The 14,655-nt window shown below is 38.3% G+C and carries 11 protein-coding genes; 9 read left to right on the top strand and 2 right to left on the bottom strand.

The window, feature by feature from the left end; translation table 11 throughout:
* Positions 1-44: 44 nt before the first annotated feature.
* A complete protein-coding gene (gene trhO / locus ACFSTH_RS17135) occupies positions 45-950 on the bottom strand; it encodes an oxygen-dependent tRNA uridine(34) hydroxylase TrhO (protein WP_377775129.1) in 906 nt (301 codons plus the stop codon).
* 185 nt (positions 951-1,135) lie between these two features.
* Here trhO and ACFSTH_RS17140 point away from each other — a divergent pair, with 185 nt between their 5' ends.
* Entirely contained in the window at positions 1,136-2,095 is a 960-nt protein-coding gene (locus ACFSTH_RS17140) for a 2-hydroxyacid dehydrogenase (protein WP_377775131.1), read from the top strand.
* Positions 2,096-2,106: 11 nt separating this feature from the next.
* Here the strand turns inward: ACFSTH_RS17140 and ACFSTH_RS17145 are convergent, their stop codons facing one another.
* Positions 2,107-2,904 (bottom strand): AraC family transcriptional regulator, encoded by a 798-nt coding sequence (locus ACFSTH_RS17145; RefSeq protein WP_377775133.1) that lies wholly within the window; start codon positions 2,902-2,904, stop codon positions 2,107-2,109.
* 107 nt (positions 2,905-3,011) lie between these two features.
* Between ACFSTH_RS17145 and pyk the strand changes: the two genes are divergently transcribed.
* The 8 genes from pyk to ACFSTH_RS17185 all read left to right on the top strand — a co-directional run bounded on the left by pyk (position 3,012) and on the right by ACFSTH_RS17185 (position 14,649).
* Positions 3,012-4,430 (top strand): pyruvate kinase, encoded by a 1,419-nt coding sequence (gene pyk / locus ACFSTH_RS17150; RefSeq protein WP_377775135.1) that lies wholly within the window; start codon positions 3,012-3,014, stop codon positions 4,428-4,430.
* Positions 4,431-5,255: 825 nt separating this feature from the next.
* Entirely contained in the window at positions 5,256-6,980 is a 1,725-nt protein-coding gene (locus tag ACFSTH_RS17155) for a hypothetical protein (protein ID WP_377775137.1), read from the top strand.
* A 25-nt stretch (positions 6,981-7,005) separates the two neighbouring features.
* Positions 7,006-7,665, top strand: coding sequence for an aspartate/glutamate racemase family protein (locus ACFSTH_RS17160; RefSeq protein WP_377775139.1), 660 nt, complete (start codon positions 7,006-7,008; stop codon positions 7,663-7,665).
* A gap of 26 nt (positions 7,666-7,691) precedes the next feature.
* A complete protein-coding gene (locus ACFSTH_RS17165) occupies positions 7,692-8,957 on the top strand; it encodes a ribulose-bisphosphate carboxylase large subunit family protein (RefSeq protein WP_377775141.1) in 1,266 nt (421 codons plus the stop codon).
* A 3-nt stretch (positions 8,958-8,960) separates the two neighbouring features.
* Positions 8,961-10,373, top strand: coding sequence for a four-carbon acid sugar kinase family protein (locus ACFSTH_RS17170; protein WP_377775143.1), 1,413 nt, complete (start codon positions 8,961-8,963; stop codon positions 10,371-10,373).
* Between the two features lie 86 nt (positions 10,374-10,459).
* Positions 10,460-12,166 (top strand): sensor histidine kinase, encoded by a 1,707-nt coding sequence (locus ACFSTH_RS17175; protein ID WP_377775145.1) that lies wholly within the window; start codon positions 10,460-10,462, stop codon positions 12,164-12,166.
* Positions 12,159-13,547, top strand: coding sequence for a response regulator transcription factor (locus ACFSTH_RS17180; protein WP_377775147.1), 1,389 nt, complete (start codon positions 12,159-12,161; stop codon positions 13,545-13,547). The genes ACFSTH_RS17175 and ACFSTH_RS17180 overlap by 8 nt, the downstream gene beginning before the upstream one ends.
* A 181-nt stretch (positions 13,548-13,728) precedes the next feature.
* Positions 13,729-14,649, top strand: coding sequence for an ABC transporter permease (locus ACFSTH_RS17185; RefSeq protein WP_377775149.1), 921 nt, complete (start codon positions 13,729-13,731; stop codon positions 14,647-14,649).
* Positions 14,650-14,655: the final 6 nt, after the last annotated feature.

Raw genomic sequence — 14,655 nt, forward strand, 5'->3', positions numbered from 1 at the left:
AGTACCATGTAACAGCAGCTACATGATACTTTATCTAGCACTTATTAAGCATGTTTTTCAACTGCACGTCCATTTTCTTCACAATGTTCGGAGCAGTAATGATGATATTGTTCCTCACATTGGTCACAGACGATATGTTGACGGTGGCATCGATCGTCGGCGCAATTGATGTATGTTTCAGCAGGTGCATTACAGTGATAGCATTTGCCTACGACTACAGCCTCGTCTGTATTATTAATCGTCACCGAAATTCGTTCATCAAATACGTAACATTTACCGTCCCATAGTCGACCTTTTACGTTTTCGTCTTTACCATACGTAACGATACCGCCTTCGAGTTGGTATACGTCAGTGAAACCTTCGGATAACATAACGCCAGTTAATTTCTCGCAGCGGATACCGCCTGTACAATATGTTAAAATCGGTTTGTCTTTGTGCTCTGCCATATTAGCCCGAAGCCATTCTGGAAATTCACGAAAAGCATCGAGATCAGGGCGAATAGCATTACGGAAGTGACCAAGATCAAATTCATAGTCGCTACGTCCATCCAGTACAATAACATCATCACGTTGGAGATATTCGTGAAATTGTTCTGGAGATAGTCTTGTTCCACTTAGTGTGTTTGGATCAAGCGGTTTGTCATATCGTAGTGTCACTAGTTCTTGTTTGTAACGTACAAATATTTTTTTAAAAGCATGCTCATGCGTATCATCAATTTTAAAAACCATATCTGAGAATAGTGGATTAGCACGCATATGTGCAATATATTGTTCTGTTTGCTCTATAGTACCTGATAATGTACCATTGATACCTTCATCAGCGATTAAGATACGCCCTTTAACTTCTAATTTTTTGCAAAATGCCAAATGCTCTTTTGCATATGTCTCTGCATCAGGTACAGGTACAAATTTGTAATACAGTAATACGCGATAATCGCCTTGTTCACTCATTGCTATAAACCATCCTTCTGTAATTTGTATTATTCTCTATGATAGAACTGTTTGCGACCTTTTTCAACACTTGATCGCTTCCGATTATAAAAAAGTTGGAGGATTGTCATGAGAGTTCAAAAAGTTGCTGTATTTGTGCTATGATAAAAAGTAAATATAGGAAATTATACAGAGGAGAACTAGCGATGAAGCCAATCGTGTTTGTCGATCGACCGCTACCAATAGAAGTAAAAATATATTTGGAAGAACATTTCCAATTGGATTATTGGGATAAACAAGAAAAAATAGATCAGGAAACATTACTACTTTATTTGGAACGTGCTACAGGAATTTTGACATCAGGGCGATCGATAGACGAACGTTTGTTACAAGCTGCACCTCAGCTTAAAGCTGTAAGTACAATTAGTGTTGGATATGATCATTTTGATGTGCCAGCAATGGATAATTACGGAGTAATAGGGATGAATACGCCGTATGTTTTGGATGATACTGTGGCGGATTTAGCTATGACGCTTATGCTTGGGTGCGCTCGAAAAGTAGCACAGTTAGATCGTTATGTGAAAGAAGGCAAATGGTCTTTTGCAGATAATCGTAAAAATTTTGGAATCGATGTTCATCACGCTAATCTCGGTATCATTGGAATGGGACGCATCGGAGAAGCTGTTGCTCGACGAGCCATTTTTGGTTTTTCGATGAATGTTACATACTATAATCGCACACGTAAACCGGATGTAGAAGAGCAATTAGGGGTTACTTATTCTTCGTTAGATCAACTACTTGCTACATCAGATTTTGTATTATTACTAACTCCATTAACGAAAGAGACGTATCATCTTATCGGTAGAGAGCAATTACAGCAGATGAAAAAAACTGCTTATCTGATCAATGTATCACGTGGTCAAACCGTCGATGAGTCTGCTTTAATTGAAGCATTAACAAAGGAATGGATTGCCGGAGCGGGGCTTGACGTTTACAATCAAGAGCCAGTTCCAGCGGATCATCCATTATTGCAATTTGAGCATGTTCTAACTTTACCTCATATAGGTTCAGCAACGGAAGCAACTCGCTTCAAAATGGCGATGCTAGGTGCACAAAATTTATATCAAACGTTAATTGCTCAAACACCACAAAACAGAGTAAACTAGTTGTTAAAAACTTAGTTTTTGGGACGATCCTGTATATATTCTGTGGGAGAAGCTCCGAGTAAACGTTTGAAAATGCGTTGAAAATAAGATACATCACGATAGCCGACATAGTCGGCTATTTCGCTTATGGACAATAAAGAGTTTTCTAATAAATAAAGAGCTGTTTTCATACGAATACTATGAACATATTCACTAATAGTTTGACCAGTATGATTTTTAAATAAAGATGCTGCATAGTTAGGAGTTCGATCGATCACATCACCAAGTAATTGTTTTGAAATGGGCTGTTTATAATATTGCTCTATATATTTTTTCATTTTTATAATATGGGTTGTAGTTTGTACTGCGGCTGGTTTCATATCTAGCTCACGATTAAGTAATATAATTGTCTCCAACAGTGCAGCAGCGCATCTTAAATGTGCGTAAGCGAGCTGATCCTCTAATTCTTTGACCGCAGTTCGTAACCGATCAATACATAGCTCATACACTGCTGCATGAATGATTTCCCATCGTTTGTAGTGAAGTAGTGGTAGATTGTTTCCAGGATCTGTCCTATTCACATAATTGTAAACGGTAAACTGAAAAATTAATTGTTCATGAAATACAGTTGGGATACTTTTACTATAATAGGCAGTAGATGATGGGATATAAAGAAAATCACCTTTACTGACGACAATTCTTTCGTCATTTATCCAATAAACACACTTTCCGTAGGTAACGACAACTATTGTATGTAATTCCGCATGCTCCTCTTGTGTATCAAACCAATCCATCCCTTGTACTTTTTTCCAACTAGTTACTGCTATCATTGTGCACCTCGATTATACTATAGTCTTTTCATTGTACTATAATTCATATACACTGTCAGTTTTATCGTATACAATGAGGATTGAAATGATCGGAGGTAAGTAAAAAAATGAATCAAACAAAAATTGTATGTACGATGGGACCAGCATGCCAAGAACCGGAAATTTTGCAAAATATGATGAAAGCCGGAATGACAGTTGCGAGACTTAACATGGCACATGGTGATTTGAAAGATCATGAAGAACGTATTAATGCTGTGAGAGCAGCGGCTGAACAAGTAAATGCTGTCGTTGCTATTATGATGGATATTAAAGGACCAGAAATTAGAATCGGAACATTACAGCAAAGTAGCTATGAACTTGTTGCCGGAAATTTGATTGCTTTAACAAGTGAAGTAATAGATGGTACGAATGAACGGGTATCTGTTAATTATCCAGATTTAGCTCAAGCGGTAAAACCAGGAGATCATGTGTTATTAGATGATGGTCTAATTGAGCTAATGGTAGAATCGGCAAGTGGATCAGAAACGATCTGTCGAGTAATTAATGGTGGACAATTAAAACCTCGCAAAGGCGTGAACTTGCCTGGAATTATTACAACATTGCCTGGTGTTACAGAGCGAGATAAAATGCATATACAATTTGGTATTGAACAAAAAATAGATATGATTGCTATGTCATTTGTACGTCGTGCAGAAGATGTACTTCAGGTGAAAGATTACTTGGCGCAATATGGTGCAGAACACATTCAAATCATTTCTAAAATAGAAAATGAAGAAGGTGTTGATAATTTAGATGCTATTATTGCAGCTTCTGACGGTATAATGGTAGCTCGTGGTGATCTAGGTGTAGAAATTCCACCACAAAAGGTACCTTTATTGCAAAAAGAAATGATCGATAAATGTAATACGGCAGGAAAACCAGTAATTGTTGCGACACAAATGCTTGATTCAATGCAAGTTAATCCTCGACCGACACGAGCAGAAGTAAGTGACGTTGCCAACGCTGTATTACAAGGAGCAGATGCCATTATGCTGTCCGGAGAAACAGCAGCCGGAAAGTATCCATTGCAATCAGTAGAAATGATGGCAGCTATAGCGGCATCTACGGAAGCTACGATTAAACATGAAGAACAGTTTGTGCAAAATCGTAATCGCCATTCTAGCACGACAACAGAAACTATTTGCCAAGCAGTGGTAGCTTCATCATTGCAACTTGGAGCGAAAGCAATTATAACACCTACGGAAAGTGGATTCTCCGCACGTATGGTATCCAAATATAAGCCAAAAGCACCAATCATTGCAATTACAGCGCATGACCATGTCATGAAACGTTTATCATTAGTTCGTGGTGTCATACCAGTAAAAGGGGAATCCGTTACTTGCACAGATGACCTACTTAGCTCATCCATTAATAAAGCACAGGCAACTGGTCTCGTACAAACTGGTGACTACGTTGTCATATCAGCTGGTGTACCAATTGGACAAGCAGGTGCAACAAATCTAATTCGTATTCATGAAATGGAATAAGTAAGTGATGTGTTTAGTGCTACGCGTTACACATTAAATACTGAACACTGAATATTAAGTATTAAGTATTATACATTACTCATTGTGAGCACCTCTCCTTATTAGTTGTAAAACAACTATAAATAGTGATGTACCCTGAAAGTTAGAGTTGAAAACTAACTTCTAGGGTACATCATTAGGGAGAGACTTTTGTTTTCAGTGAACACTACTCCACGATACAAATTCAATTTTTTATACGATATTTCGTATAAAGCTTAAGTTTCAAGTGTCCATCCATGCCCGTTTATACGAATTGTCGTACAAAACCTACGCTTCATTATGTCTACCTCAGCCATTTCATACGATTATTCGTATAAAACTTTCCCTGTTGCGTCATATGTTCAATCGTTTATAAGAATTTTCGTACAAATACAAATTTTAACCTGCTCTGAAATCCAATTATAAGGTATTGCAGAGGTTCTGCGTTAGTTATCGGAGTTACAACAGAGTGAAAGGGTAGAAATAAGTTTCAGTCCATTGTTCTAGAAAGTGAAATTGACAGGAATAAACTGAAAATTAGCTGAAATAAACTAAAATTAACTAAAAACCACTTTACTAAACATAAACAATATGTTAAATTTTCAGTTAAGTAGATAAATAAATTCATGTTATTTAGTAAAAATTAAAGATACGCTAGATGCAGGTGAAGAAAGTGAGATGGTGAATGGATTGAAAGCGATTTAATAGTTGCTTGTTTGTTGTAAGGGATATAATTTACTTTATTTAACATATTTCACGTACTACATTTAATATAAATAAACGGAAATTATTGAGGAGGAAACGAAAATGGAACAAAAACAAATTCCAGATACATTAATGTTAGAGGAACGGGCAGCACATGCAATTAACGCAATGATTGGTATGTCAGATGAAGAGCATGATCATATTCCTTTTTTTGCAGCAAATCTTAATCATAAACCAGCATTTATGACACATGGCGACTGGGATTATGGTTCTACTCATGGAAGAATGATTGATGGGTTAGTATTGGCACGTCATATGTCGGGTGAAACGTATGGTAAAGAAGTTGAGGAACGATATCGTGCTAACTTACTTTCATTTTTTAAAGAGGATGGTCTAAGCTACCGTCAGAAAAATCCAGCATATGATTGGGAAGATAATGCTAACTTTATTGATCAGCGTGCAGTTATTCTTTCTTTAACAAGTTGGTATATTGAAACGAAAGATGAAAAAGTGAAGAAAGCAGCTGATAAACACGTTGCAGCTTTGAAGAATGTAGCCATTAAAGAACGTGATATTTGGTATTATCCTGCATCGGAACATAAGAAAGACGGCTGGCCATCATCGAATGCTATTAATTTACGTTTGGCTCCAGATCCAGCTTCATTCAGCGGACGGTTAATTATGCCTTTGCTAAAATATCATGAAGTGACGGGCAATCAAGATGCATTTGAACTGTGCGAGTTTTTTTCGACGATGATTATCGAGCGTAGTGGCGTATTTAATGCAGATGGTAGTTTTAATGATGCACTTGCTTATCGTAGTGGTCATTTTCATACTCGTTTGGGTACACTTGATGCGATTGCTAGATTTGGTGTATTTACAGGAGATGCTGCTAAACTAGCTTTTGTTAAAAAAAGTTATGACTGGGCACTAACGAAATGTACAACATTCGGGTGGACACCAGGTGATTTGCATGAACAAGCATTTGAACATGAAACATGCTCACTTGTTGATTTAATAGCTACTGGTATTACACTTGCAAAGAGTGGTTATGTCGAGTATTGGGGTGTCGTCGAGAAATTTATTCGTAATCACCTAGCAGAGTCACAATTGTTAGATTTGGATTGGGTGGAAGATAGTACAGATCGGTCCAATGATATTAAAGGAAGAAAAAGTTTCTATAAAGTGGGAGAGCGCACTAGAGGAGCTTTTGCAGGCTATTCCGCACCAAATGATTTTGTATGCGATGTCATAGAAGGTCGAGGTCATACGAATGATTTGCAAATTTGTTGTTTAGGCTCTGGTACTCGCGGCTTGTATATGGGTTGGAGTAATACAATTACAGAACGTAATGGTACAGTTAGTGTTAACTTTTTATTAAATAGAGGTTCCAAGTGGTTAGATGTAAGTAGTTATTTGCCGCATGAAGGAAAAATTGTACTAGATATTCATCAAGATATTAAACGTTTGGAAGTTAGAATTCCTGAGTGGGCAGGGTTTACCAAAATTCGTTATACTCGTGAGTTAGCAGGCGATACAATAGAAGGTCATGGTCGTGAAGCTAGTAGATGGGTGAAGAAACATTTCTTGTTGTTAAATGAAGCAAAAGCTGGCGAACAAATTGTCATTGAGTTTCCACTTAGTGAACGTACAACGGTTGAAAATGCAGTAGGGCAAACGTTCCAGGTGCAATGGCGAGGGGATGATGTAGTTGGTATTTCGCCAGAAGGTAAGCGTAAACCTCTATATACAGGTCGAAAAGTGTTTGATGAAGCACCAATGCGTACAGGAGATTATCGCCGGGTAGACCAAGAAATTGTTTGGTAATCGGCTAAAAAGGAGCGGCAATAAAATGAAAACAGTAGTGGCTATTTATACAGGGCAAGGACTAGCAGACCCATTGAAAGCGATATTTCAAAAAGAACTGCCAGATTGTAAACTCATTAATATTATTGATGATGGTCTCATTGGCGAAGTAGTAAAAGCTGGATCTGTTCCTCCAATTGTAGCTCGTAGATTATTGCAATATTACGAACATGCGGAACAACTAGGTGCTGATGTCATCTTGAATACTTGTTCTTCTGTTGGAGAAATAGCGGATGCGGCAAGACCGTTTATTGCACCACCAATTGTAAAAATTGATGAGGCGATGGCGATTCAAGCAGTACAATCATATAAAAATATTGCGGTGCTGGCTACTTTGCCAACGACACTCGACCCTACTATGCGTTTAATTCAACATCAAGCGGATCGATTGCAGAAGGAAGTAAAGGTGATAGCTGGTTTGGCAAAAGGCGCATTCGATGCTTTAGTAAGTGGGAATGCTGCGGAGCATGACCGCATTTTAATGCAAACGGCGATAGATGCAGCTGCTGATGCTGATGTGATCGTGTTAGCGCAAGGCTCGATGGCGCGTATGGAGCAAACTATTCAAGAAGCGATAGGCAAGCCGGTGCTTTCTTCGCCACGCCTTGGAGTAATGCAAGTAAAATCTGTATTGGAACAGCTATAACACACAAAGATAGGAGCAATAATGAGATGAACGATCAACGTGTGATCGCTACTTATTTGGTTGAAACAGCCTTTTCACTAGAAGAAGCCGCTTTAGTTATTGCTGGAGAACAATCGACTGGTACCTTTACGAAGGTACCAGGAGAAACGGATCGACTCAAGGAAGAACACGGTGCTAGAGTAGAAGGAATTGAATTACTAGAAGAACGTTACCAACCCGGTTTACCAGGTGCAACCGTCCCAGCAAATCATGATGGTAAATATCGTGCTGGAAAAATAACTATTTCGTTTCCACTGCATAATTTCGGTCCATCGATTCCGAATTTAATGTCAGCAGTTGCTGGTAATCTTTATGAGCTACAGCAGTTGTCTGGACTACGTCTATTAGATTTGGAATTACCTGAAGCTTTCGCTAAACGTTATCAAGGACCGAAGTTTGGCATTGACGGGACTAGAAAATTATTGAATGTCTATGACCGACCTATATTAGGTACGATTGTGAAGCCGAGTATTGGACTAACGACAGCTGAACTTGGTCAGATGGTAGAACGATTGGCATTGGCGGGATTAGATTTTATCAAGGACGATGAATTAAATGCTAATCCGACGTATGCCCCACTTGAAGAGAAAGTACGAGTGGTGATGGAAGCGATAGAACGAGCAGCTGATAAAACGGGTAAAAAATTAATGTATGCCTTCAACATTACAGGGGACTGGGATGAACTTCGCAAACATCATGATATTGTAAAAAATGCTGGTGGCAATTGCGTGATGGTCAGCGTGCTGAGTGTTGGTTTGCCTGGTATGGCTTATTTAAATGACTATAGTGAACTACCGATTCATGCCCACCGGAATCAATGGGGAATGCTTACTCGTTCTCCTCATTTAGGGATAGAGTTTACAGCATATCAGAAACTATGTAGACTAGCTGGAGCTGATCATATACATGTTAATGGACTTAATGGAAAGTTTTATGAAAGTAATGCATCCGTAGTTTCCGCTATACAAGCTTGCACAACACCTTTATATGCTGGTTATGAAACGATGCCAGTCATTTCGAATGGGCAGTGGGCGGGAACGGCTCATCCAACGTATGAAGCGACAAAAACGCTTGATGTGATGCATTTGGCTGGTGGAGGAATGCTTGCTCATCCAGATGGCGCTGCTGCTGGGTTTGAAAGTATGCGGTTAGCTTGGGAAGCGGCGGCAAGCGGGGAATCTTTCTCTGATTGTGCAAATAAAAATCCAGTTGTCCAGCGAGCGATTGAAAAATTTGGGAAAGTGGGCCACTAGCTTATGACCGAAACTGATGATATAGCAAATCGTCCGTGGCTAAGTTATTATGGTGATGACTTTACTGGTTCCACCGATGTGTTAGAGACGTTCTTCCAAGCTGGAGTGAATGCACATTTATTTTTGCAAGTACCAACAAGACACCAAATGCAGCAGCAGAATGCTGATTTGCTGGCGTTTGGTGTAGCGGGTATTGGCAGATCTTTAACTCCGGCAGCCATGGAAGAGCAGCTTAGTCCGATATTAAAGCAACTGTATCAACTACAAGCTAAAATTGTCCATTACAAAGTGTGTTCAACGTTTGATTCGGCACGAGATATCGGAAGTATTGGAAAAGTGGCGGAGCTTGGTCGCAGTCAGTTCTCCAATCGCTTTATTCCGTTATTAGCTGCGGCTCCCCATCTGGGACGATATACGGTGTTTGGCAATCATTTTGCAGCAGCGGGCCCTGCTCATTATAGGTTAGATCGTCATCCGACGATGTCGCAGCATCCTGTAACCCCGATGAATGAGGCGGATTTGCGCCTTCACTTATCGTTGCAGACGAATCTCCGGATTGCAGTTATGGATGTCGTTGCTTTAAGCGGATCGCATGATGTGGTAAAAGAACGATTAGAACAAATAGTACTCAGGGAACAACCGGATATTGTTATATTTGATGCCCTTGATGATCAGCATCTCTTGACAGTTGGACGATTAATTTGGGAAGAAGCAGAGCAGAACCAGGACCCCTTGTTTGTAATTGGTTCATCTGGCATCGAAAAAGCGCTCCTTGCATATTGGCAGGAAACAGGAATGCTAGCAGTAGCAGCGAAGGAAGCATCACAGGTTACGCAAACAACCGTGCAAGAGGACAATAAACCTTTACTCGTCCTTTCTGGTAGCTGTTCTCCTGTGACAGCAGGGCAATTACAATATGCGAAGCAACATGGTTTTGCTAGTATTAAGCTGTCGATTGCCGATTGTCTTGCACCGTCTAGTAGCGATAAAACAATAGAGCAGATTTATGCTGATGCAGCTCGCTTACTAGCAGACGGTAAACATGTTATTTTATATACGGCGGAAGGTCCAGATGATCCATTTGTTGTTGAAACAAGAGAAAGATTAATGGCATTAAACATTTCCATTGACGAAAGTAGTAAACTGATGGGACCGGTTTTAGGAGGGTTGGCTGTACGATTGATCGATCAATTCGAGCTGCCACGTTTAGTGATTGCTGGTGGTGATACTTCCGGTTATATAGTACAACATATGGAAATAGAAGCACTACAATGTAAAGCTAATTTCCAAACGGGCAGCCCTATATGTGCTGTACATGCGGAGCAAGCGACAATAAACGGCATTGAGTTGATACTAAAAGGTGGCCAAGTCGGTCAACCAAATTATTTTGTAACAGCTGCGCAAACGAATAAATGATGGTAAAATAGAAAAGCTTCGTATTCTCATTATGATAATAAAGGGAGGACGAAGCTTATCTGTGCTGATTGAGGTGATAATTACTCATGTCGTTAAAAACAAGAATTACCTGGTTTTTTATATTAAGTACGCTCGTCCCATTCGTATGCACGGCGTGGTTGTCCTATACAGCGATGTCGTCTATTTTAGTAAATAAACTACAATCTAGCCAATATAATCAGCTTGCCCAAGTACAAATGTCACTTGAAAATGCGTATGATAATTTAAATATTATTGTGCAACAGCTAGCTATTCCCGGAAATATTGGCTATAAATTGCGTGATTACTTATATACCGACAATGAATCTGATAAACGTATACTGGCAAAAGAATTAGAAACAGATGTAAGTTTACTATCATTTACCAGTCCGACTATTAGTTTGACTACGTACTATTTCAACAGTCTAAAGACAGCTTTGTTTGCCAATACCTCTACTAAAAGTGACTTTAATTTATTAGCATTACCTCTACCACTATCGACACGATATCAAATAAGCAATTTTGCTCCTCATCTCAGTAATGAACGTTATAACAACGGTTATGTAATTTCCGCTTTACAAAAGCTAGATTTACCTGGGCAAGAAGAAGTATATGCCTACGTAGAATCTAGTTACCACTTTACAGCAATCAATGAAGAGAATGTTGTTACAGCAAACCCGTATTATTTATTACTCAACAGTAGTAATACGATAACTTATAGTGAACTACCAGAGATGTATCCCGTCGGCAATTATTTTCAAAACGATCAGGCGGAGCAAACAAATGGACTAGATGAGCACCACTACTGGTTCAAAACAAGTAGTACTGCACAAGGATGGCAAGTAGTTTCTCTTATTCCTAAATCGCAATATAACGCAGAACGGGATCATTGGGTGCTACAAATGCTAGGGCTGCTTATATTATTTATCGTTATTACGTTAATACTAGCTGGAGTACTTTGGAAAACTATATTTAACCCCTTACATCTATTTCATCGTGAAATGAAATGGCTGTCCAACGGGCAGTTACATCCGATTATTAAAAAAAGTAACATAATTGAATTCGATGAATTATTGCAACAATTCCGTAATATGAAAAATCAAATTGCAGTACTATTTCAAGAAGTTGAAATAAAAGAGAAAAAACGAGCGGATTTGGAAATTGAAAAATTGCTATATCAAATTAATCCTCATTTTTTAATGAATACATTAGATACGGTACATTGGCTTGCAGTGATGAATGGTCAAAAAGAGATCGATCAGCTTGTATCCTCTTTAAACAAACTACTTTATTATAATTTGGGTAAATTAGGAGAGCTTTCTACTATTGAAGAGGAACTGGAATCTTTAAAGCAGTATTTATTACTGCAAGAAATTCGGTATCAATTTAAGTTCGATTTGCAAATTGAAGCAGAAGCACCTGTATTACAAACGATCGTTCCGAGGTTTATATTACAGCCAATTGTAGAAAATGCACTTTATCATGGATTAGATGATCAAGGCTTCATTCGTGTAACTGTAGCGGAACAAGATCAAGACGTAGTTATATCAGTGATGGACAATGGTACGGGGATTTCAGAACAAGACATTGCCATTTTGCTGCATGAAGATCAGTTAGAGCATAAAAAAGCAGGAATTGGCATTGGCATACCCTATGTTATTCGTATGTTAGATTCCTATTTTGAAGGGAAAGCTAAAGTGGAAATTGAAAGTGAATTAGGAATTGGAACGACTATTTATTTAACGTTGCCAGCTGGAGGGATGACAGTTGATTAAAGTACTTGTCGTCGATGATGATCATTTAGTTCGTAAAGGATTAATTTCTGTTTTGCCTTGGAATCGGTATAAGATGGAAGTGGTAGGAGAAGCAAATAACGGAGATGCAGCGCTAAAATTTATGGAAGAGAATGCTGTTGATTTACTAATAACTGATATCGCGATGCCTGTCATGAACGGGTTGGAGCTCATTCGAATAGTTAATGAACAGTTTCCACATATAAAAACAATTGTGTTAACATTGCATCAAGATTTTGAATTTATACAAGATGCTTTGCGACAAGGGGTCATTGATTATATAGCCAAAATAGAATTAGAAACAGACAAGCTGGATGAAGTGATACAGCGCATATACGATCGATATTGGAACGAAAAAAAGCAAGATGAGCGGGAGAATATGATACAACACCTATCGAATGAACAAATAGATGAAATGGTTGTTGTATTCGCTCCGTTAGGATCATTAACGATCACCGCTTTAGAACAAACGATTACCGAAGGTACATGGGAGGAGCTGGATGCTTATTCGTGGTTGTGGTTGCCTACAACTAATTCATTGTTAGATTGTCAGTCTGTGTGCGAAAAAATAACTATACATTACCCCAGGTTACTCATCGGTTGGTTAATGGAATCAAATGATATCGCTTACTCCGAAATGAAACAAACTTTACGACGACATGGGTTGAAGTATTTTTTTTATCAATGTACTGCTCCAGGAGAGTGGGTCAAAGCATCTATCGTTACTATAAAAGAAAGTGGACAAGTGATCACGGAGGAACAACTGTTGGAGCATAAGCAATGGTGGATTAGTTTGGATTGGATGCATAATGATCAAATATATCATAATAGATTACAACAATTAAAAGAGATGCAACTACCAATAGCTCACTTAAACCAATTGATGTTGGAAATAGTAGTTCATTGGAATAAGCAATATAGCTTTATTTTTAAAGGCGATATAACCGTTCCGACAACGTTCATCTGTTGGCAACAATATGTAGACTGGTTAGCACAACTGCGAGAACAAAGTGCTGCTGTTACCAAAACGACTTACTCTAGTGAAGTAACTGCCTGCATTATGAGAGCACTCAAAATAGTAGAAGAAGAATTAGCAGATTCTTTAGTTGCGGGTATCGTTGCACAGCGGGTGAACTTAAGCCGTAGTTATTTTAATCAATGTTTTAAAGATATTGTCGGATTGTCGTTTAATGAATATGTACAGCAGCAACGAATGAAACAAGCGCAAAACTTTTTGTTGCGGACGAATCGATCGATTAGATGGATATCGGAACAGTGTGGTTACACCGATGAAAAGTATTTTAGTAAATTATTTCGCGACATTGTAGGTATTACACCAAGTGAGTTTCGTAGAAGAAAGTGAGGTTATTGGAGGACAATTCGTATGGTGATTGTCCAATAATGATGAAGGTAACGTTTCTAGTACAAAAACAGGTGATAATTAAAAGTCAATTATCACCTGTTTTTGCTGTCAAATGAGCAACAGTTGTTTCGAAATAACGTGCTATCCTTTTGTTAAGTGTTAACACCTAAGAAAGGAGGCGATGATCGTCAAATCATTTCGACAGACACTTTATAAAAATCGGATACTACTACTTATGTTAGTACCTGCGATGCTGCACATTATCGTTTTTTCTTATTTGCCAATGGGTGGCATTATTCTTGCTTTTAAGCGCTTTCAGTATCAATCAGGTATATTTCAAAGCCCTTGGGTGGGATTAGAAAATTTCAATTACTTTTTTGTATCAGGACAAGCATGGGAAGTTACCCGAAATACTGTTTTGTATAACCTAGCGTTCATTATTATTATTCCAGCAATTCAAATTTTGTTAGCTATTATTTTGAGTGAATTAGGTGGGAAGTATTTCAAAAAAATTACTCAATCGGTTATGTTTCTACCATTTTTTATTAGTTGGGTTATTGTAGGTTCTATTGCTTATAATGTGTTTAATTTTGAATATGGTTTGCTTAATAATATATTAACCATGTTCGGAGCAGAGCCTGTCAATATGTATGGTGAACCGGGGGCATGGAAATATCTTATTTTATTTTTTAAATTGTGGAAAGAGCTTGGCTATGGGATGATTATTTACTTGGCAGCTATCGTCAGTATTGATAAAGAAATGTACGAAGCTGGAAAAATGGATGGAGCAAATATATTTCAACGTATTCGTTACATTATGATTCCACAAATTATGCCAATGGTGATGATCATGTTTTTACTGCAAGTAGGACAAATTTTCCGAGGAGATTTTGGATTGTTTTATCAGTTGATTGGTAATAATGGAGCTTTATTAGCGCAAACCGATATTATCGATACGTTTGTATTTCGTTCTTTATTGCATTCATCGGAAGTAGGGATGGCGGCGGCAGCAGGGCTTTATCAATCTGTTATGTGTTTTATAACGATCATGCTAGTGAACTATATAGTAAAACGAGTGAAGAGTGATTACGCATTATTTTAGGAGGGC

Origin of the sequence: Paenibacillus yanchengensis (assembly GCF_042684845.1) — a bacterium.
Classification (GTDB): domain Bacteria; phylum Bacillota; class Bacilli; order Paenibacillales; family Paenibacillaceae; genus Pristimantibacillus; species Pristimantibacillus yanchengensis.